This is a genomic window from Streptomyces sp. AK010, from assembly GCF_014207295.1.
Taxonomy (GTDB): domain Bacteria; phylum Actinomycetota; class Actinomycetes; order Streptomycetales; family Streptomycetaceae; genus Streptomyces; species Streptomyces massasporeus.
Genome location: NZ_JACHCX010000004.1, coordinates 265,323 through 284,786, shown reverse-complemented (window position 1 = coordinate 284,786; position 19,464 = coordinate 265,323). Strand labels below are relative to the sequence as shown.

Here is a 19,464-nt window from a genome sequence, read left to right as displayed (position 1 = left end):
GCTTCGGAGCGATCACTGTGACGCCTGAATCCCACGCCCCGACCAGCACGGACGACGACCTCCGGCCCGGCCCGCCCCCCGGCTGCCCCGCGCACGGCCTCGGGCCCGGGGGACTGCACCGGCTGCACGAGGCGGAGGACCTCGGAGCGCTGTACGAGCAACTGCGGGAGCAGCACGGTCCCGTGGCGCCCGTGCTGCTCCACGACGACGTGCCGATGTGGATCGTCCTCGGCCACGCCGAGAACCTGCACATGGTGCGCTCGCCCTCGCAGTACTGCCGGGACAGCCGGATCTGGACCCCGCTCAGGGAGGGCCTCGTCAAGCCCGACCACCCGCTGATGCCGCACATCGCCTGGCAGCCCATCGCCTCGCACGCCGAGGGCGACGAGCACAAGCGGCTGCGCGGCGCGGTCATGGGCGCCATCTCCACGATCGACTTCCGCAGCCTGCGCCGCTACATCAACCGCAGTACGCAGGTGATCGTCAACCGGTTCTGCGAGGCGGGCGAGGCGGACCTCGTCGGCCAGTTCACCGAGCACCTGCCGATGGCGGTGATGTGCGAGATCCTCGGCATGCCCGACGAGTACAACGACCGGATCGTCGAGGCCGCCCGTGACGCGCTCAAGGGCACCGAGACCGCGATCGCCAGCCACTCCTACGTCATGGAGGCCCTGAGCCGGCTCACCGCCACCCGCCGCGCGCAGCCGGAGGAGGACCTCGCCAGCTACCTGATCACGCACCCGGCCCGGCTGAGCGACGACGAGGTCCGGGAGCACCTGCGCCTGGTGCTCTTCGCCGCCTACGAGGCCACCACCAACCTGCTGTCCAACGTGCTGCTCACGGTGCTGATCGACCCACGCTTCCGGGCCCAGCTCAACGGCGGCCAGATGACGGTGCCGGAGGCGGTGGAGCAGTCCCTGTGGAACGAACCGCCGTTCAGCACGGTGTTCGCCTACTTCGCCAAGCAGGAGACCGAGCTGGGCGGGCAGCGCATCCGCCGGGGTGACGGGCTGCTCTTCGCGCCGCTCCCGGCCAACGTCGACCCGCGGGTACGGCCGGACCTGAAGGCCAGCATGCAGGGCAACCGCTCCCACCTCGCCTTCGGCGGAGGTCCGCACGAGTGTCCCGGGCAGGACATCGGCCGCTCCATCGCCGACGTGGGCGTCGACGCGCTGCTGATGCGGCTGCCGGACGTGGAACTCGACTGCGACGAGGAGGAGTTGCGCTGGACGGCGTCCATCGCCTCCCGGCACCTGATGGAGCTGCCGGTACAGTTCGCGCCCAAGCCGCCGCAGGACGTGCAGGAGGTGCCCAACCACAAGCCGGTCGCAGCCCAGCGCTCGGACTGGCAGATCGGCATCGCGCAGCCACAGGCGCAGGCCGCACCGGCCGCGGCGCAGCCCCAGCCGGTCGCCGCACAGCCGCAGCCGGACCCGGTGCAGCCCCAGCCGATGCCGGTGCCGGGGCAGCCCGCCTTCGCGGAACCGGCCCGCCGCAAGGGGCTCTGGCAGCGGTTCCTGAGCTGGTGGCACGGCTACTGACCGTCTGACGGGCCGTCGTACCCGCCGGCGGCCCACCGATCGTACGACGCCCAGGCCGCGAGCACCCGGCCGCTGCGGAACCGGTGCTCCGCGCCCGTGACCGGGTCGGTGAACTCCAGCGACCGCGCCAGCAGTTGGAGCGGACGGCGGAAGTCGCCGGCCGGCACGGGCGCGGCCACGTCCGGGTAGAGCGGGTCGCCGAGGATCGGCACGCCCAGCGCACTCAGGTGCACGCGCAGCTGGTGCGTCTGCCCGGTGGCGGGTGTGAGCCGGTACCGGGCGAGTCCGCCGGGCCCGCCGGGCTGTTCGAGGTGCTCGACCAGCTCGACTCGGCTGACGGCGTTGGGCTCGCCCGGAACCTCCCGGGCGGTGAGCACCCCGTGCTCCTTCACGATCCGGCTGCGGACGGTCCGGGGCACGGCGAGAGCGGGGTCGTACGGGGCGACGGCCTCGTACTCCTTGCGGATCCTGCGGTCGCGGAACAGCGACTGGTACGCCCCGCGCTCCTCGGGGCGCACCGTGAACAGCACGAGTCCCGCTGTGAGCCGGTCCAGCCGGTGGGCCGCGGTGAGCTCGGGGAGGTCCAGTTCGCGGCGGAGCCGGGCCAGCGCGGTCTCGGCGACGTGGCCGCCGCGCGGGGTGGTGGCGAGGAAGTGCGGCTTGTCGGCGACGACGATGTGCTCGTCCCGGTGCACGACCTGCACCGGGACGGGCACCGGCACCTCGTCGGGCAGGTCCCGGTGGAACCACACGAACATCCCCGGAACGAAGGGCGCGTCGGCCGCCACGGGCCGTCCGTCCGCCCCGACGATCCGGCCCGCGTCGAACATGCCGTCGACGACTCCCGCACCCGCCCCCGAGAGCCGCTCCACCAGGTGCGCGCGCACCGTGCCCCACGCCCCCGCGGGGGGCAGCCGCACGCGTACCGGATCCACCCCGTGGCGCTGCGGCAGGGGAGAGGGCGGGATGCGGGTCTTGCGTCTCATCGCGGCCCAGCGTACGAGGCGGGGGTGCGGAGGCGGAAAACCCCGGGGGGGGCGGGGGCGGACAACTCCGGTGTGCGGGGGCGGGGGCCGCAGGCGTGCGGGGGCGGAAGTTCCAGGCGTGCGTGGGCGGAAGGTCCGGTGGCGCGGATGGGGGTCGCAGGCGTGCGTGGGCGGAAGGTTCGGTGGCGGGGGCGGAAGAGTCGGCGTGCGTGGGCGGAAGATCCGGTGGCGCGGATGGGGGTCGCAGGCGTGCGTGGGCGGAAGGTTCGGGGGCGGGGGTCGCAGGCGTGCGTGGGCGGAAGATCCGGTGGCGCGGATGGGGGTCGCAGGCGTGCGTGGGCGGAAGGTTCGGTGGCGCGGATGGGGGTCGCAGGCGTGCGTGGGCGGAAGGTTCGGGGGCGGGGGTCGCAGGCGTGCGTGGGCGGAAGGTTCGGGGGCGCGGATGGGGGTCGCAGGCGTGCGTGGGCGGAAGACCCGGTGGCGGGGATGGAAGCTGCTGGCGTGCGGGGACGGAAGCACCGGTGGCGCGGATGGGGGTCGCAGGCGTGCTTGGGCGGAAGACCCGGTGGCGGGGATGGAAGCTGCTGGCGTGCGGGGACGGAAGCCCCGGGGTTCCGGGGCGGAAAATGACGGGGACCGCCCGGCCGGACCTTGTCAGGATGCGGGCATGCCGTTCCTCATCAGCCCGGTCCTGACCGCCGGGACCCTCTCGGACCGCCCGCAACCGACTCTCCCCGCCGACGGCGGACTCGTGCTGCGCCCCTGGCGGGCCGGGGACGCGCCCGCGGTGTACGACGTCTTCCAGGACCCCGTGATGCACCAGTGGCACGCCCGGGCCGCGGACTCCGTGGCGGAGGCCGGTGACTGGATCCAGGCCTGGCACCGGGCGTGGGAGGGGGAGCGGGAGGCGCACTGGGCTGTGGCCGACGCGGAGTCCGGAGAGCTGCTGGGCAGGGTCGCGCTGCGCGAGCTACGGCTCGACGACGGGACGGCGGAGGTGGCGTACTGGACCGCCCCGCAGGCACGGGGCCGGGGCGTCGCCCCCCGCGCCACGACCGCGCTCACACAGTGGGCGCTCGACGAGATCGGCTTCCACCGCCTGGAGCTCCTGCACGCCGTGCGCAACGAGGCGTCCTGCAGCGTCGCCTCCCGGACCGGCTTCGCCCTGGAGGGCACCAAGCGCAGTGCGATCCTGCAGCCGGACGGCTGGCACGACATGCACCTGCACGCGCGGATCCGGGGGGACTGAGCCAGGCACGGCGGCGGCGCCGGTGAGCCGTCAGGCCGCGGACACGCTCTCCTGCTCCGCCTCGATCCGGGCGTTCCACTCGCGCTTGGAGGCCTGCCAGCCGTCCTCGTTGTGGCCGCGGCGCCAGTAGCCGGAGATCGAGAGGTCATCGCGCGCGACCTGGCGCTCCACGCGGAGCAGATGGCGCAGCTGCTTGACGAAGTGCGCCTCGCCGTGGACGAATGCGTGCACCCTGCCCTCGGGGAACTCCAGGTTCCGGACGGCCTCGACCAGCGCCTCACCCAGGGGCCGGGCGCCGCGGTGCAGCCAGACGACGTCCACGTCCGAGTCGATCTTCTGCTCCTCCTCACAGCCGGAGACCTCCACGAAGGCGTACGCCCTGGCCCCGCGCGGCAATGCCTCCAGAGCGCAGGCGATCGCGGGCAGCGCGCTCTCGTCGCCGGCGAGCAGGTGCCAGTCGGCGTCCGGGTCGGGCGCGTACGCCCCGCCGGGTCCCATGAAGCGCACGGTCTCGCCCGGCCGGACGCGAACGGCCCACGGACCGGCCAGGCCCTCGTCACCGTGGATGACGAAGTCCAGCGTCAGCTCGCGGTGCTCGGCGTCCCACTGGCGGACCGTGTAGGTCCGGGTCACCGGCCACTGTTCACGGGGCAGTTCGTCCTTGACGCGCTGCAGGTCGAAGGGTTCCGGATAGGTGACGCCCGTGGGCGGGAACAGCAGCTTCACGTAGTGGTCGGTGCAGGTGTCCGCCGTGAAGTCGGCGAGGCCCTCGCCGCCGAGCACCACGCGCTGCATGTGCGGGGTCAGCCGCTCGGTGCGTACGACCTGCGCGGAGTGGAGCCTGCGCGGCTGGCGGCCCGGTCGCTCTGCCATGAGGACCTCCCTGTCTCACATAGTTAGGCTAACCTAAGTTAGCACCTCGCTCCCACTTCACACCTCCTGCGGCGAGAGATCACGCCGAGAGCGTCGCCATCAGCCGCTCCAGGGATCCGCCCAGTCCCCAGCGGGCCGCCAGCGCCTCCAGTGCCGCCGGGTCGCGCGGGGTACGCGGCAGCGCCGTGGAGACGTCGGGCAGGGGTACGTCGTCCGCGACCCGGACGACCTTCGGCGCGACCGCCAGATAGGGACGCGCCTCGTCCAGCCGCCTGCGCTGGGTCGGCGTCAGCTTCGACCCCCGGTCCTCGATCGCCGCCATGATCCCGGCCAGGTCCCCGAACTCGGCCAGCAGCTTGGCGGCTGTCTTCTCACCGATGCCCGGCACGCCCGGCAGGCCGTCGCTCGGGTCGCCGCGCAGCAGGGCCAGATCCGCGTACCCCCTGCCGTCGACCCCATACTTCTCACGCAGCACCGCCTCATCGGTGTGCTGCAGCGTGCCCACTCCCTTCAGCGGGTACAGCACGCGCACCCCGCGGGCGTCGTCCACGAGTTGGTACAGGTCGCGGTCGCCCGTGACGATATCGACCGGGCCCTTCGCCCCGGCGGTGAACGTGCCGATCACGTCGTCCGCCTCGTAGCCGGCGACACCCACGCGCGCGATGCCCACCGCGTCCAGCACGGCCTCGATGACCGGCACCTGCGGCGACAGCGTGTCGGGCACCTCCTCCTCGTCCGGGCCGACCGCGTGCTCCTCGGCGACGCGGTGCGCCTTGTAGGAGGGGATCAGGTCCACCCGCCACTGCGGCCGCCAGTCGGCGTCCATACAGGCCACCAGGAGGTCCGGCCGGTGGTCCTTGACCAGGCGGTCGATGAAGTCGAGCAGTCCGCGCACGGCGTTCACCGGCGTGCCGTCCGGGGCCCGGACCGAGTCCGGGACGCCGAAGTAGGCGCGGAAGTACAGAGAGGCGGTGTCGAGGAGCATCAGTCGTCCGGTCACGCCACGCATCATGCCGTACGCCGCTGACAGCGACTCGCCGCAGCGCAACGCATTGCGTCCTGCGCGTTCCGTGTGAAGCGCCCCACTTTCGAGTTTGCTGCCGGGGCCCGGGCAGAGGCGTCACCCCGGAGCGAGGCTGGTTGCGCATTTCAACTGTTTGGCACCGGCGAGATGGACCTGCTGAAGAACAAGGTCCCGCCCGGCTACGGCCTGGACAAGGAGTACGAAGTCGTCGACGGCTCCACGCCCGCGATGCCGGCCGAGCTGAAGCGCGCGTACGCCAAGAAGGAACCGGTCGCCGTCACCCTCTGGTCGCCGCACTGGGCGTACGGCGACTACGAGCCGACCAAGCTGAAGGACCCCGAGAAGGGCTTCGGCGAGGGCAGCACGATCCGCACCGTCTCCAACGAGAAGTTCCCCGAGGAGTACCCGCGGCTCACGAAGTGGATCAAGAACTTCGAGATGAGCGAGGACGAGCTCGGCACGCTGGAGAGCGAGAGCAAGAACCGCGGTCAGGACCATGAGGAAGAGGCCGTGGCCGAGTGGCTCGAGCAGCACCCGGACATGGTGCAGCGCATGACACCGCAGTAGGGTTCCGAGGGTGGGACGCACGACACGCCGCGCCCCACCCCGCCCCCGATCCCACGAACGGGATCCGGACAACCACAGAGCGCTACGCGACCCCCTGAACCCCCTCTCCCTGCCTGTTCCTCCCGCGGGAGGAACACCCGCCCCGCCCCCTTCGGCGGTGGATCCCCTGGCGCGAAGTGTGAGGTCGTGCACCGTCCCGTATGACGTCTATGTGACGGGCGCATGAAACGGTTTGCCGAACGTGCGTAGGGTGCAGACAACTCAACAGGAGCAGTGCGCCGGGACACCGCCGCACGGGGAGCGGATCGACGGGCGAAGGAGGGAGCCGGAGCGATGGGCGACCACAAAGAGCAACCCCTTCGGGTGGGCGCGGCCGTGCGCCGGCGGCGCCGCGCGCTGGAGCTCACCCTTGCCGTCGTGGCCGCGCGCAGCGGCCTGTCCGTCCCGTTCCTGAGCCAGATCGAGAACGACAGGGCGCGGCCCAGCACCAGCTCCCTGGAGAAGGTCGCCGACGCCCTGCGCACCACCGCCGTGGAGCTTCTCGCCGCGGCCGACCCGGCGTGCAGCGTGGACGTCGTCCGCGCCGACGGCACCGAGCCCCAGCCCCAGCCCCGGACCCGCTCCCTGGTCCGCGGCCACCACCAGATGCATGCCTCCGAGTTCACCGGCGACCATGACGCGGGCCGTGAATTCCAGTACCGCAACGACCAGTTGATGTACGTCGCCGACGGCGCGGTGGAGATCGAGGCGGAGGGCCGCGCCTACCGCCTGGGCCGCGGCGACACGCTGTACCTGACCGGTGGTGTACGGCACCGCTGGCGGGCGACCGAGTCGGACACCCGCGTGGTCGTCGTCGCCGTGGCAGAACACATCGAGGCGGTCCGGGACCGGCCTCGCCGGTGAGGGTCGTCTCGCTGGTCCCCTCGCTGACCGAGGCCGTGGCCCGCTCCGCGCCCGGAGCCCTCGTCGGCGCCACCGACTGGTGCACGCATCCTCCAGGCCTCGACGTCGTACGCGTCGGCGGCACCAAGAACCCCGAGACCGACCGGATCCTCTCCCTGGCGCCCGACCTGGTGATCGCCAACGAGGAGGAGAACCGCGCACCCGACCTCGCGGCCCTGCGGGCGGCGGGCGCCGAGGTCCTGGTGACGGAGATCCGCGACGTGCCGCAGGCCTTCCACGAACTGGCCCGGGTGCTGGACGCCTGCGGGGTGACGGCCCGGCCGCGCTGGCTGGACGAGGCGGAGCGGACCTGGTCGTCCCTGCCGGAGCCCGGGACGCGCCGCACGGCGGTCGTGCCGGTCTGGCGCAGGCCGTGGATGGTCCTGGGCCGCGACACCTTCGCAGGTGACGTCCTCGCCCGCCTCGGCGTCGGCCACGTGCACGCGACGCACCCCGACCGCTACCCGCGCGTCCCGCTCGAGGAACTGCGCGCCTCGGAACCGGACGTGGTGGTCCTGCCGGACGAGCCCTACCGCTTCACCGCCGACGACGGCCCCGAGGCCTTTCCCGGCCTGCCCTGCGCGCTCGTCAGCGGACGGCACCTGACGTGGTACGGGCCGTCACTGGCCGAGGCGCCGCGGGTGCTGGGCGAGGCGCTGCGAGCAGCTCGCCCCTGAGCAGCCCGCGCACGGTGCCCACGACGGCCGTGCCCCACGCCGCGACCAGCACCGCGTAGAGCAGGACCGCCGGGCCCGCGTAGGCGACGAGCCCGGTGTGCCGGGCGAGCGCCTCGGTGCCCGTGACACAGGTGCCGACCGGGAAGGTGAACGACCACCAGGTCATCGAGAACCGCATCCCGTGCCGCCGCGCGCGGACGACATGGGCGGTGGCCAGGCAGAACCAGAGCAGCGCGAACCCCATGACGGGCACGCCGTAGAGCACGGCGAGGGCACCGAAGCCGTCGCTGTACGGCGCCGGCACGACCCCGGGTGCGACGTCCGCGAAGGCACCGACGGCCGTGGTGGACTGCCCGAGCGGGCCGAGCACCAGGAACAGGGTCGGGGTGAGGGCGAGGGGCAGCGGGCCGCCGGTGAGCGACCGGGCGAAGACCAGCGGCAGCATGACCAGGGTCGCGAGCAGGCTGAGTCCGAACAGCGCGAAGCAGCCGAGCAGCAGCGTCCGGCGGGCCTGCCCGGGCGGCAGATGCGGCACCAGCAGCGGCCCGACGGCGGCCGACACCATGGGCGCGACGAGCGGCAGCAGCCAGACGGGTGTGGCCTGCCCCGGCTCCACCCTGTGCCGTACGGCCATCAGATACGGCACCACGACCGCCGCCGCGAGCCCGAGAACCGTGCCGGCGGTGAACAGCACCGCGTCGAGCGCCACGGCCGTCCGCAGCCCGATCCAGTCCCGGCCGACGGTGAGGGCACCGCCGCCCACGGCGAGCAGGGCCATGGCGAGGCAGCCGTAGAAGGGCGCCGCAGCCGGGTCGAGGAGGTGGGCGCGGGCCTGGTCCCGGTGCCTTCCCCAGTGCACGGCCCGCGCGCCGAGCAGGGTCACCAGCAGCGCGAGCGACAGCGCCCAGACGGCGGCGAGCAGGCCGCGCAGCCCCGGGACGTGCGGTGCCAGGGCGCTCCCGGCGGTGGCGACGACGGCGGTGCCCATGACGGTGGCGTACCAGTTGGGTCCCAGATGACGGACGGAGAGCGGATACGCGCGGGGCCGGGCTGCGGTGACCATGACTCCACGGTGGTGCCGGGGGAGGCCCGCCACCAGGGATCATGCCTCTATGGCGGCATAAGCTGGGTTTATGAGCAACGCGGATGAGCAGACCGGGCCGGCCGTCACCGGCTCCGTGGCGCACCGGGTGCCGGATCTGGGCGCCCTGGAGCTGCTGCTGGCGGTGGCGCGACTGGGCAGCCTCGGTGGCGCGGCGCGGGAGCTCGGCATCACCCAGCCCGCGGCCAGCAGCCGGATCCGGTCGATGGAGCGGCAGCTCGGTGTCGCGCTGGTCGACCGGTCGCCCCGCGGGTCCCGGCTGACGGACGCCGGGGCGCTGGTGACGGACTGGGCGCGGCGGATCGTGGAGGCGGCGGAGGCGTTCGACGTGGGGGCGCAGGCGCTGCGCGACCGGCGCGACTCCCGGTTGCGGGTCGCCGCCAGCATGACCATCGCCGAGTATCTGCTGCCGGGCTGGCTCCTCGCGCTGCGCGCGCAGCGGCCCGACACGGCGGTGTCGCTGCACGCGGGGAACTCGACAGCGGTGGCGGAGCGGCTGCTGTCGGACGAGGCGGATCTGGGGTTCGTGGAGGGGCTGTCGGTGCCGGCCGGTCTCGACTCGGCGGTCATCGCGCATGACCGGCTGATAGTGGTGACCGCGCCGGGGCATGCGTGGGCCAGGCGGCGGCGGTCGCTGGCGGCGGAGGAACTGGCGTCGACGCCGCTGATCCTCAGAGAGAAGGGGTCGGGGACGCGGCAGGTGCTGGACGTGGCGCTCGGCGGACTGGCCCGGCCGCTCATCGAGCTGTCCTCGACGACGGCGGTGAAGGCGGCTGTGGTGAGCGGGGCGGGTCCGGCGGTGCTGAGCGAGCTGGCGGTGGGGGAGGAGCTGGCGATGCGGCGGCTGGTGTCGGTGCCGGTGGAGGGGGTGGCCCTGGCGCGGGACCTGAGGGCGGTGTGGCCGACGGGGCACCGCCCGACGGGCCCGGCGCGGGACCTGCTGTCGCTGACGCGGGGGTAGGTTTCTCGCCCCCCGCCGCCCTCACCCGTAGGGGCGCTGTCCCGCCGTCCTCACCCGTCCCGTCCCAAGGGGCGCTGCCCCTCCGCCCCCGCCGGGGGCTGCGCCCCCGGACCCCGCTTCGGCCTGGACGGCCTCGTCCTCAAGCGCCGGACGGGCTGACTCCGCCGGTGCTCGCCGCCTCCACCAGCGCCCTCATCACCCGTACGTCCTCGCCCATCTCCGGATGCCACTGCACGCCCAGCACCCAGTCGGCGGAGGGCAGTTCCACCGCCTCCACCGTGCCGTCCGCCGCGTACGCCGAGGGGACCAGGCCCTCTCCCAGGCGGTCCACGGCCTGGTGGTGGTACGTCGGCACGAACGTCTCCTCCGGCACGACACCGGCGTACAGACTCCCCGGCACCGGCTTGACGCCGTGCCCGCCGAAGACGCCCACGGCCTCGGCGTGCCCGTCGATGTGCTGCACGAGCGTCCCCCCGAGAGCGACGTTCAGCAGCTGCATGCCCCGGCAGATCCCCAGCAGCGGTACCCGGGCCGCCAGCGCCGCCTCGATGAGCGCCAGTTCCCACGCGTCCCGCTCCGGCGCCGGCGGCCCCGTCCGCGGCTCGCGCTCCGCGCCGTAGCGCACCGGCTCGACATCCGGTCCGCCCGCGATGACCAGCCCGTCCAGCCGGGCCACGGCCTGCGCGGCGTACCGCGTGTCGTCCGGCGGCAGCATCGCGGCCAGGCCGCCGGTCCGCTGGACCAACCGGGGGTAGCCGACCGGCAGCAGGGCGGCCTCCAGCTCCCACACGCCCCAGCGCGCACCGGACTCCAGATAGGTGCTGACCCCGATCAACGGCCTGCCCACGACAACTCCCTCACGGTCGAACCACTCAGTCCCTTGCCAACTCTGCCTCGGCCGCCGCCAGCGCCGCGAACTCCTCCTCCGGCGCCTTCGCCACCAGGTGCTTGCGGCTGTAGAGGCCGAAGTAGGCGACGGCCACGGCGTACACCAGGAGGGCGATCAGCGCCGCCGTCACGTCCACCAGGAACGTGGCGACCAGCGCCGCGCAGGCCAGCACCAGGGCGACCGAGGAGGTCAGCACCCCGCCCGGCGTCCGGTACGGCCGCTCCAGCTCCGGCTCCCTGCGGCGCAGCACGATGTGCGACAGGGACATCAGCGCGTAGGAGATGGTCGCGCCGAAGACGGCGATGTTCAGCATCCGCGCGCCGTTGCCCGAGATCGCCGCCAGCAGGAAGCCGATCGTGCCGGGCACCAGCAGGCCCAGGTAGGGCGCCTTGCGGCCGCTGGTGAGCGACAGGAAGCGGGGCAGATAGCCCGCGCGGGACAGGGCGAACAGCTGGCGCGAGCCCGCGTAGATCAGGGAGAAGAAGGACGCCACCAGGCCGGCGAGCCCCGCGTAGTTGACGATCCGGCTCAGGGTCGTCGCCTCGCCGTTCGGCTGGAGCGCCTCGACCAGCGGGTTGCCCGCCTCCTGGATCGCGGCGGAACCGCGTGCCCCGGCCGCCGCGAAGAACGTGACCACCGCCAGCACCACCAGGATGCCCATCGACCAGCGGATGGCCTTCGGCAGCGTACGGGCGGGGTCCTTGGTCTCCTCGGCCGCCAGCGGTACGCCCTCGACGCCGAGGAAGAACCACATGCCGAAGGGGAACGCCGCCCAGATGCCGAGCAGGCCGAACGGCAGCCAGGAGTTCGAGCCCGCGGCGGAGGTGTCGACCGGGATGTCGTCCAGTGACGCGAAGGAGAAGCCGGGCAGTGCCGCCAGCGCGAACACGATCAGGGCGATGACGGCTATGCCGGTGACGACGAAGCTGAAGCGCAGCGCCTCGCCGACGCCCCACAGGTGGATGCCGAGGAAGATCGCGAAGCAGACCAGGTACATGGGCCAGCCGGACTCCAGGCCGAACAGGCCCAGCGACTCGACGTAGTCGCCGATGAAGATGACGATGGCGGCGGGCGCGAGGACGTACTCGATGAGGATCGCCGTGCCGGTCAGAAAGCCGCCCCAGGGGCCGAGCGCCCGCCGGGCGAAGCCGTAGCCGCCGCCCGCGGTGGGCAGGATCGAGGACAGCTCGGCGAGGGCGAAGACCATGCACGCGTACATCGCGCCCATGAGCACCATGGCGATCGCGAGGCCTCCGAAGCCGCCCTCGGCCAGGCCGAAGTTCCAGCCCGAGTAGTCACCGGAGACGACGTAGGCGACGCCGAGGCCGGTCAGCAGCACCCAGCCGGCGCTGCCGCGGCGCAGCGCTCTGCGTTCGAGGTAGTCGTCGCCCTCCGGGGCGGCGGGTGTGAGAGTGGGTTCCTGGGACATAAGCAGACTCCCGACGGGGCGGCGGTGGTCAGGGGGCGAGCGGGCTCCGACTCAATGGAATGGAGCCATACCTTTGCGGTGCCGACCCGGGAAGGCAATACCCCTGCGTTAATCGCCCGTAAATCCTCACCGAGCACCCAGCGCCCGGCTCAGCCGAGGAACCCCCGCAGCAGCGCCGCCGTGCCCCCGCAGTGCTCGCGCATGATCTCCCGCGCCTGGTCGGCGTCGCCCTCGATCACCGCCTCCACCAGGGCGGTGTGCTGCCGCTGGGAGTGCTCCAGGTTGCGCACCAGCAGCGGGATGCAGTCGAGCAGGTCGTTGACCCTCGCGCGGACGGCCGCGTACTGGGCGGTGAGCGTAGGGGAGCCGGACAGCTCGGCGATCGTGAGGTGCAGCAGCGTGTCCAGGCGGCGGTACTCGGTGAGCGGCGCGTCGTGGGTGCGCGCCAGGGCCTCGCGCAGCCGGTCCGTCTGCTTCTCCTCCAGTCCGTGCGCCGCGCACAGCCCGGCCGCGCCCACCTCCAGCACCTCCCGGAACCGCAGCACGTCCTCTATGTCGACCTCGGCGACCCGGCGCCGCAGCTCGTCCTCGCCGACGGCCTCGGCGCGCGGCAGCACGAACGTCCCGCCGTACCGGCCGCGCCGCGACTCGACGAGCCGCTGGTCCTGGAGCACCTTCAGCACCTCGCGCAGCGTCACCCGGCTGATCCCCAGCCGCTCCGCCAGCTCCCGCTCGGCCGGCAGCCGCTCTCCCCCCGGCACCAGACCCAGCCGTACGACCTGGAGGATCTGCTCCAGCGCCTCCTCGAAGCCGTTGCCCGCGCGCACCGGCCGCAGCACCGGCGTCAGCCCGTCCCGCACCTCACCGCCACCCGCTTCCTCCGACATATGGCCGCACCCCCTTCCCAAGCAATGGTTCTCGGCAATACCTTATGGCTCCCGGCGGATCCAAGGCAGCGGATCCAAGGAGCCTAGGAGGCCTTCCCGTGGCAGACCGCACAGCCCCGCTGAGCGTCGAGGAACTGCACACCCTCGTCGCCGGCGGTGAGATCGACACTGTCGTCCTGGCCTTCCCCGACATGCAAGGGCGGCTCCAGGGCAAGCGGTTCGCCGCACGCTTCTTCCTCGACGAGGTCCTCCAGCACGGCACCGAGGGCTGCAACTACCTGCTCGCCGTCGACACCGAGATGAACACGGTCGACGGCTACGCCATGTCCTCCTGGGACCGCGGCTACGGCGACTTCGCCATGCACCCCGACCTCACCACCCTGCGCCGCGTCCCCTGGAACGCGGGCACGGCCATGCTCCACGCCGACCTCGCCTGGGGCGACGGCTCCCCGGTCGTCGCCGCCCCCCGCCAGATCCTGCGCCGCCAGCTGGAGCGCCTCGCCGAGCTCGGCTACACCGCCCAGGTCGGCACCGAGCTGGAGTTCATCGTCTTCAAGGACACCTACGAACAGGCCTGGGACGCCGGCTACAAGGGCCTGACCCCGGCCAACCAGTACAACATCGACTACTCGGTCCTCGGCACCGGCCGCATCGAGCCCCTGCTGCGCCGCATCCGCAACGAGATGGCCGGCGCCGGCCTCACCGTCGAGTCCGCCAAGGGCGAGTGCAACCCCGGCCAGCACGAGATCGCCTTCCGCTACGACGAGGCCCTGGTCACCTGCGACCAGCACTCCGTCTACAAGACCGGCGCGAAGGAGATCGCCGCCCAGGAGGGCATGTCGATCACCTTCATGGCCAAGTACAACGAGCGTGAGGGCAACTCCTGCCACATCCACCTCTCGCTCGCCGACGCCGACGGAACCAACGCCATGGCCGGCGACCTCGAAGGCGGCATGTCCGAGGTCATGCGGCACTTCCTCGCCGGACAGCTGGCGGCCCTGCGCGACTTCTCCCTCCTCTACGCCCCCAACATCAACTCCTACAAGCGCTTCCAGCCCGGCTCCTTCGCCCCGACCGCCGTCGCCTGGGGCCAGGACAACCGCACCTGCGCGCTGCGCGTGGTCGGCCACGGCCGCTCCCTGCGCTTCGAGAACCGCCTGCCCGGCGGCGACGTCAACCCCTACCTCGCCGTCGCCGGACTGGTCGCGGCCGGACTGCACGGCATCGAGCAGAAGCTGGAACTGCCCGAGCCCTGCCCCGGCAACGCCTACGCCGCCGACCTGGACCACGTCCCCACCACCCTGCGCGAGGCCGCCGAGCTCTGGGAGAACAGCACCGTCGCCCGGGCCGCCTTCGGCGACGAGGTCGTCGCGCACTACCGCAACATGGCGCGCGTCGAACTGGACGCCTTCGACGCCGCGGTGACCGACTGGGAGCTGCGCCGCTCCTTCGAACGCATGTGAGGTCCTCCTTGTCTTCCGAGCACCTTCTGGAAGTACTGAACCCCGCGACCGAGGAGGTCGTCGCCGCCGTCGCCGGGGCGAGCCCGGCCGATGTCGACGCGGCCGTCACCCACGCCGCCAGGGCACAGCGGATCTGGGCCGTCCTCGCCCCCGGCGACCGCGCCCGGCTGCTGCGCCGCTTCGCGGCCACCGTCGACGAGCACCTGGACGAGCTGGCCCGCATGGAGGTCCGCGAGGCCGGCCACCTCATCGGCAACGCCCGCTGGGAGGCCGGCAACGTCCGCGACCTGCTGGACTACGCGGCCGGGGGAGTGGAACGGCTCACCGGCCGGCAGATCCCGGTGCCCGGCGGCCTGAACGTCACGATCCTCGAACCGCTCGGCGTCGTCGGCGTGATCGCGCCCTGGAACTTCCCCATGCCGATCGCCGCCTGGGGCACCGCCCCCGCCCTCGCGGCCGGTAACGCCGTCATCCTCAAGCCCGCCGAGACCACCCCGCTCACCGCGCTGCGCCTCGCCGAACTCGCCCTGGAGGCCGGACTCCCGGAGCACCTCTTCCAGGTTCTGCCCGGACGCGGCGACATCACGGGCGACGCCCTGGTCCGCCACCCCTCAGTCGCCAAGATCGTCTTCACCGGATCCACCCGGACCGGGACGCGCGTCGCGGCCCTCGGCGCCGAGCAGGTCAAGCCCGTCACCCTCGAACTCGGCGGCAAGAGCCCCAACATCGTCTTCGCCGACGCCGACCTCAAGACGGCCGTCGACCCCTTCTCCTTCCTGGACAACTCCGGCCAGGACTGCTGCGCCCGCACCCGCGTCCTGGTCCAGGAGTCCGTCTACGACGAAGTCCGCGAGCATCTCGCCGAGGCGCTGGCCGCCGTGGTGGTGGGCGATCCGGCCGACGAGAAGACCCAGATGGGCCCGCTGATCTCCCGGCAGCAGCTCGACCGGGTCCGCGGCTTCGTACCGGACGGCGCCCCGGCCCTGCGCGGCAGCGCACCCGAGGGCCCGGGCTTCTGGTTCCCGCCGACCGTCCTCACCGGGGAGAGTTCCGACTCGGCGGCGGCCTGCGAGGAGATCTTCGGCCCGGTCGCCGTCCTCCTGCCCTTCACCGACGAGCAGGACGCCATCCGCCTCGCCAACGGCACCCCTTACGGCCTCTCCGGCTCCATCTGGACCCGCGACGTCGGCCGTGCCCTGCGCGTCTCCCAGGCCGTCCGCGCCGGCAACCTGTCCGTCAACTCCCATGCCAGCGTCCGCTACTGGACCCCGTTCGGCGGCTACAAGCAGTCCGGCGTCGGGCGCGAGCTCGGCCCCGACGCCCTGGCCGCCTTCACCGAAACCAAGAACGTCTTCATCAGCACGGAGGGTCCCGCACAGTGACTGCCCAGGAAAACATCTGCCGCCGCCTGGTCGGCCGCACCGCCGTCGTCACCGGAGCAGGCAGCGGCATCGGCCTCGCCGCCGCCCGCCGCCTCGCCTCCGAGGGTGCCCACGTCGTCTGCGGCGACGTCGACGACACCCGCGGCAAGTCCGCCGCCGAGGAGGTCGGCGGCACCTTCGTGAAGGTCGACGTGACCGACCCCGAGCAGGTCGAGGCCCTCTTCAGGACCGCCTACGACACCTACGGCAGCGTCGACATCGCCTTCAACAACGCCGGCATCTCCCCGCCCGACGACGACTCCATCCTGGAGACCGGCCTGGAGGCATGGAAGCGTGTCCAGGAGGTCAACCTCACCTCCGTCTACCTGTGCTGCAAGGCCGCCATCCCCTACATGCGGAACCAGGGCCGGGGCTCGATCATCAACACCGCGTCCTTCGTCGCCCGGATGGGCGCGGCGACCTCCCAGATCTCGTACACGGCCTCCAAGGGCGGCGTGCTCGCCATGTCCCGTGAACTGGGCGTGCAGTTCGCCCGGGAGGGCATCCGCGTGAACGCCCTGTGCCCCGGCCCGGTCAACACCCCCCTCCTCCAGGAGCTGTTCGCCAAGGACCCGGAGAGGGCCGCGCGCCGCCTGGTGCACATCCCGCTGGGCCGGTTCGCCGAGGCCGAGGAGATCGCCGCCGCCGTGGCCTTCCTCGCCAGCGACGACTCCTCGTTCGTCAACGCCACCGACTTCCTGGTCGACGGCGGGATCGCGGGGGCGTACGTCACACCCCTGTAGGCGCGTGTCCGGACGGCCCGGGCCGCGCCCTACAGTGCCGGGATGAGCATGACGCCTCGGCCCGGCTGGTATCCCGACCCGCGCGCACCGCACCGGCAACGCTGGTGGGACGGAACGGCCTGGACCGAGCACCGCCGCGCGCCCGAGGCCCCCGCCGCCCCGCCGCCGGGCGGCGGCACGGGCCGGACGAAGGCGGTCGCCCTGACCGCCACGGGCGTCGTCCTGGTCGCGGCGATCGTCACCGGAGCCGTCGTCCTCGGCGGGGGCGACGGCGACGGCACCACGACCAGGACGGCCCCCACCACCCCCGCTCACACGCCGGATTCGCCGGAGCCGACCCCCGAGGCGTCCACCTCCGAGCCTTCCGCCGACGTCCCCGCGGTCGTCGAGGACCAGCTCAACGGCATCACGTTCCCGCTGCTCGACGGCTGGGTCCGCCCGCGGCACGTCGCCCAGGACGACGTCGTCATGACGACCGACGGCACCTACGACTGCCCCGGCGGCGTGGGCCTGTGCCGCCACGGCATGGTCTTCTCCCGCACGGTGACCGAGAACGACGAGAAGTCCCCCGAGGCCCTCGCCAAGGCCGACATCTCGGAGGCGGCCGACAAGGCCTACGACCGCGACAGCCTCGGCCGCGAGCTCCATGGCGGCATGAAGTCGCACCGGGTCGTCACGTCCGGGCCGGTCGCGGTGGCGGGCCGCGCCGGGTACCTGGTGCGCTGGCGCGTCACGACCGCCAAGGGACCCGGCGGCTACGTCCAGTCGCTCGTCTTCCCGTCCAGCGTCGGCACCGAATCGCCGGTCCTCGTCCGGTACGTCTTCGACGCCGGCGAGGACGGACCGCCGCTCGCCGACATGGACCGCGTCACCAAGGGCATCCGCCCGTTCGGCGACGCGGACACCGGCGGCGGCGTCGGCAGCAGCATCGGCCCGACGGACTGACGCCCCGGGGGACTCAGAGGAACGCGTGGCCCTCGCCGCGGTAGGTGGGCGCGGTCGCCGTCACCGCGTCGCCCTCGATCAGGTGCAGCGTGTCGAACCGCTCGCACAGCTCACCGGCCTTCGCGTGCCGGAACCACACCTTGTCCCCGATCAGCAGATCGTCGGCGGGCGAACCGAGCAGCGGCGTCTGCACCTCACCGGCACCCTCCTGCGGGTCGTAGCGCAGCCCCTCGGGCAGATACGGCACGGGCGACCGGTCGGCCCCGGCCGCACCCGAGGCGGGATACCCGCCGCCGAGGACGGTCACGACCCCGACCCCCGGCCGCCGCACCACGGGCATGGCGAAGAGGGCCGCCGGACGGCCGCTGAACGACGTGTAGTTGTCGAACAGGCGCGGCACGTACAGCCCCGACCCGGCGGCGATCTCCGTCACCGCGTCCTCGGCCGCCGTGTGCTGCACCGAGCCGGTGCCGCCGCCGTTGACGAACTCCAGGTCCGGCACGACGGCCCGCACCGCGCGCACCACCTCCGCCCGCCGGGCGGCGAGTTCACGCTTGGCCGTTGCCTGCATCAGCCGGATGGCACGGGACCGCAGCGGACGCCCGGCCAGTGAGTCCCCGACCCCGGCGACATGCCCCTCGTACGCCATGATCCCCACGACCTCGAAGCCGGGCCGCCGGGCCACCGCCCGCGCCACGTCGGCGACCTGGGCGGGGGAGTGCAGCGGCGAACGCAGGGCCCCGACCCGCACCCGCCCGCCGAGCAGCTTCAGGGAGGTGTCCAACTCCAGGCACACCCGCACCACTTCACGCCCGCCACCCCGGGAGGCGTCGATCAGGTCCAGCTGGGCGACGTCGTCGACCATCACGGTCACGGCGGCGGCGAGCTTGGGATCACCGGCGAGTTCGGCGTAGGCCGCACGGTCGGCGGACGGGTAGGCGAGCAACACGTCGTCGAACCCCGACCGGGCCAGCCACAGCGACTCGGCGAGCGTGAACGACATGATCCCCGCGAAGCCGTCCCGGGCCAGGACGCGCTCCAGCAGCGCCCGGCAGCGCACGGACTTGCTGGCGACGCGGATCGGCTTGCCCCCGGCGCGGCGGACCAGATCGGCGGCGTTGGCGTCGAATGCCTCCAGGTCCACGATCGCGTAAGGGGCGTCGAGATGGGCGGTGGCCCGGTCGTAACGGGCCCGGTCGGCGGCGCGCGCAGTCATGAACGCAGCCTGCCAGACTGGATTACCGCAGGGTAGGGGGACGTTCCGGGCAGATGCCCCGGCATCGTGGACTGGTTCCCGTTCGCCCAGGGACAAGCCGTAGAGTGACGCGCACGTACGGGGGGCGCCGCCGGCCGGGGATCCGCGCCGGGATGACGCCCCGTCCGTACGGGTATGTGTGCCCGGGACGCTTTGGTACCGGGCCTCGGGCAGGACGACACCGCCCGCGTCGGACGAGCGGCCCGGGCATCAGGAAACGGGGGGTGCATGAGCACGGAAGCGCCACGTGCCTCCTTCCCTCCGCGCCCCACCACCCCTCCCCGCCCGTCACACCCCCCGGCCGCGCCGGATTCCCCTGCGACGGACGAGCGGGACACCCCGGGCACAGCCTCCGGCCCCGCGACGACCCCGCCCGGAACGGACGCCGCGCGCCCCTCCGGCCGACCGAACGGCCACCCCCGCTTCCCGACCCTCGACGCCACGAACCTCGACGCCGCCGCGTCCCGCCTCTCCGAGCCCACGCCGCCCGGCAGCTCCGAGTCCCCCGCA

Annotated in this window: 17 protein-coding genes and 1 pseudogene; 10 read left to right on the top strand and 8 right to left on the bottom strand. The window is 73.0% G+C overall.

The features are described from left to right. Positions 1-17: 17 nt before the first annotated feature. Positions 18-1,541 (top strand): cytochrome P450, encoded by a 1,524-nt coding sequence (locus HDC93_RS10115; RefSeq protein ID WP_185009334.1) that lies wholly within the window; start codon positions 18-20, stop codon positions 1,539-1,541. Here the strand turns inward: HDC93_RS10115 and HDC93_RS10110 are convergent. Beyond that, positions 1,535-2,527: a pseudouridine synthase gene (locus HDC93_RS10110; protein ID WP_185009332.1), complete on the bottom strand. Its 993-nt coding sequence runs from the start codon at positions 2,525-2,527 to the stop codon at positions 1,535-1,537. The genes HDC93_RS10115 and HDC93_RS10110 overlap by 7 nt on opposite strands. A gap of 667 nt (positions 2,528-3,194) precedes the next feature. On the opposite strand from HDC93_RS10110, the gene HDC93_RS10105 reads away from it, so the two are divergent. Beyond that, on the top strand, positions 3,195-3,776 hold the full coding sequence (locus tag HDC93_RS10105) for a GNAT family N-acetyltransferase (protein ID WP_185009330.1): 582 nt from the start codon (positions 3,195-3,197) through the stop codon (positions 3,774-3,776). Positions 3,777-3,806: 30 nt separating this feature from the next. Here the strand turns inward: HDC93_RS10105 and HDC93_RS10100 are convergent, their stop codons facing one another. Both HDC93_RS10100 and HDC93_RS10095 read right to left on the bottom strand, forming a co-directional pair. Next, on the bottom strand, positions 3,807-4,649 hold the full coding sequence (locus HDC93_RS10100; RefSeq protein ID WP_185009328.1) for a siderophore-interacting protein: 843 nt from the start codon (positions 4,647-4,649) through the stop codon (positions 3,807-3,809). A 79-nt stretch (positions 4,650-4,728) separates the two neighbouring features. Further along, a complete protein-coding gene (locus HDC93_RS10095) occupies positions 4,729-5,658 on the bottom strand; it encodes a 5'-3' exonuclease (protein WP_260419519.1) in 930 nt (309 codons plus the stop codon). Between the two features lie 150 nt (positions 5,659-5,808). On the opposite strand from HDC93_RS10095, the pseudogene HDC93_RS10090 reads away from it, so the two are divergent. The 3 genes and pseudogenes from HDC93_RS10090 to HDC93_RS10080 all read left to right on the top strand — a co-directional run. Continuing rightward, positions 5,809-6,240, top strand: a pseudogene (locus HDC93_RS10090) (glycine betaine ABC transporter substrate-binding protein); the annotation flags it as partial. 333 nt (positions 6,241-6,573) lie between these two features. After that, the gene (locus HDC93_RS10085; protein ID WP_142164937.1) at positions 6,574-7,143 is read left to right on the top strand and encodes a helix-turn-helix domain-containing protein; all 570 of its coding nucleotides are present in this window, start codon (positions 6,574-6,576) and stop codon (positions 7,141-7,143) included. Beyond that, positions 7,140-7,859: a helical backbone metal receptor gene (locus HDC93_RS10080; RefSeq protein ID WP_185009324.1), complete on the top strand. Its 720-nt coding sequence runs from the start codon at positions 7,140-7,142 to the stop codon at positions 7,857-7,859. The genes HDC93_RS10085 and HDC93_RS10080 overlap by 4 nt, the downstream gene beginning before the upstream one ends. On the opposite strand, the gene HDC93_RS10075 is transcribed toward HDC93_RS10080, so the two are convergent. After that, a complete protein-coding gene (locus HDC93_RS10075; RefSeq protein ID WP_185009322.1) occupies positions 7,771-8,922 on the bottom strand; it encodes a TDT family transporter in 1,152 nt (383 codons plus the stop codon). The genes HDC93_RS10080 and HDC93_RS10075 overlap by 89 nt on opposite strands. A gap of 70 nt (positions 8,923-8,992) precedes the next feature. On the opposite strand from HDC93_RS10075, the gene HDC93_RS10070 reads away from it, so the two are divergent. Beyond that, positions 8,993-9,922: a LysR family transcriptional regulator gene (locus HDC93_RS10070; protein WP_185009320.1), complete on the top strand. Its 930-nt coding sequence runs from the start codon at positions 8,993-8,995 to the stop codon at positions 9,920-9,922. 139 nt (positions 9,923-10,061) lie between these two features. Here the strand turns inward: HDC93_RS10070 and HDC93_RS10065 are convergent, their stop codons facing one another. From HDC93_RS10065 to HDC93_RS10055, 3 genes are all read right to left on the bottom strand, one after another. Further along, a complete protein-coding gene (locus HDC93_RS10065; RefSeq protein ID WP_185009654.1) occupies positions 10,062-10,757 on the bottom strand; it encodes a gamma-glutamyl-gamma-aminobutyrate hydrolase family protein in 696 nt (231 codons plus the stop codon). A gap of 37 nt (positions 10,758-10,794) precedes the next feature. Then, the gene (gene eat / locus HDC93_RS10060; protein WP_185009318.1) at positions 10,795-12,240 is read right to left on the bottom strand and encodes an ethanolamine permease; all 1,446 of its coding nucleotides are present in this window, start codon (positions 12,238-12,240) and stop codon (positions 10,795-10,797) included. 149 nt (positions 12,241-12,389) lie between these two features. After that, positions 12,390-13,127, bottom strand: a complete 738-nt coding sequence (locus HDC93_RS10055; RefSeq protein ID WP_185009316.1) for a FadR/GntR family transcriptional regulator — start codon at positions 13,125-13,127, stop codon at positions 12,390-12,392. Positions 13,128-13,225: 98 nt separating this feature from the next. Here HDC93_RS10055 and HDC93_RS10050 point away from each other — a divergent pair, with 98 nt between their 5' ends. The 4 genes from HDC93_RS10050 to HDC93_RS10035 are packed head-to-tail and all read left to right on the top strand — an operon-like array spanning position 13,226 to position 17,699. After that, positions 13,226-14,590 (top strand): glutamine synthetase family protein, encoded by a 1,365-nt coding sequence (locus HDC93_RS10050; protein ID WP_185009314.1) that lies wholly within the window; start codon positions 13,226-13,228, stop codon positions 14,588-14,590. Positions 14,591-14,598: 8 nt separating this feature from the next. Next, entirely contained in the window at positions 14,599-15,972 is a 1,374-nt protein-coding gene (locus HDC93_RS10045) for an aldehyde dehydrogenase (protein ID WP_185009312.1), read from the top strand. Then, positions 15,969-16,754 (top strand): 3-oxoacyl-ACP reductase, encoded by a 786-nt coding sequence (locus HDC93_RS10040; RefSeq protein ID WP_185009310.1) that lies wholly within the window; start codon positions 15,969-15,971, stop codon positions 16,752-16,754. The genes HDC93_RS10045 and HDC93_RS10040 overlap by 4 nt, the downstream gene beginning before the upstream one ends. 48 nt (positions 16,755-16,802) lie before the next feature. Continuing rightward, positions 16,803-17,699, top strand: coding sequence for a DUF2510 domain-containing protein (locus tag HDC93_RS10035; protein WP_185009651.1), 897 nt, complete (start codon positions 16,803-16,805; stop codon positions 17,697-17,699). A 13-nt stretch (positions 17,700-17,712) separates the two neighbouring features. Here the strand turns inward: HDC93_RS10035 and HDC93_RS10030 are convergent, their stop codons facing one another. Beyond that, entirely contained in the window at positions 17,713-18,915 is a 1,203-nt protein-coding gene (locus tag HDC93_RS10030; RefSeq protein ID WP_185009308.1) for an amino acid deaminase/aldolase, read from the bottom strand. Positions 18,916-19,464 lie beyond the last annotated feature (549 nt).

Coding starts and splice junctions, on each gene's coding strand:
- HDC93_RS10100 (WP_185009328.1), bottom strand. CDS start 4,649: ATGGCAGAGCGACCGGGCCGCCAGCCGCGCAGGCTCCACTCCGCGCAG.
- HDC93_RS10030 (WP_185009308.1), bottom strand. CDS start 18,915: ATGACTGCGCGCGCCGCCGACCGGGCCCGTTACGACCGGGCCACCGCC.
- eat (WP_185009318.1), bottom strand. CDS start 12,240: ATGTCCCAGGAACCCACTCTCACACCCGCCGCCCCGGAGGGCGACGAC.
- HDC93_RS10085 (WP_142164937.1), top strand. CDS start 6,574: ATGGGCGACCACAAAGAGCAACCCCTTCGGGTGGGCGCGGCCGTGCGC.
- HDC93_RS10035 (WP_185009651.1), top strand. CDS start 16,803: ATGACGCCTCGGCCCGGCTGGTATCCCGACCCGCGCGCACCGCACCGG.
- HDC93_RS10105 (WP_185009330.1), top strand. CDS start 3,195: ATGCCGTTCCTCATCAGCCCGGTCCTGACCGCCGGGACCCTCTCGGAC.
- HDC93_RS10070 (WP_185009320.1), top strand. CDS start 8,993: ATGAGCAACGCGGATGAGCAGACCGGGCCGGCCGTCACCGGCTCCGTG.
- HDC93_RS10075 (WP_185009322.1), bottom strand. CDS start 8,922: ATGGTCACCGCAGCCCGGCCCCGCGCGTATCCGCTCTCCGTCCGTCAT.
- HDC93_RS10055 (WP_185009316.1), bottom strand. CDS start 13,127: ATGTCGGAGGAAGCGGGTGGCGGTGAGGTGCGGGACGGGCTGACGCCG.
- HDC93_RS10110 (WP_185009332.1), bottom strand. CDS start 2,527: ATGAGACGCAAGACCCGCATCCCGCCCTCTCCCCTGCCGCAGCGCCAC.
- HDC93_RS10095 (WP_260419519.1), bottom strand. CDS start 5,658: ATGCGTGGCGTGACCGGACGACTGATGCTCCTCGACACCGCCTCTCTG.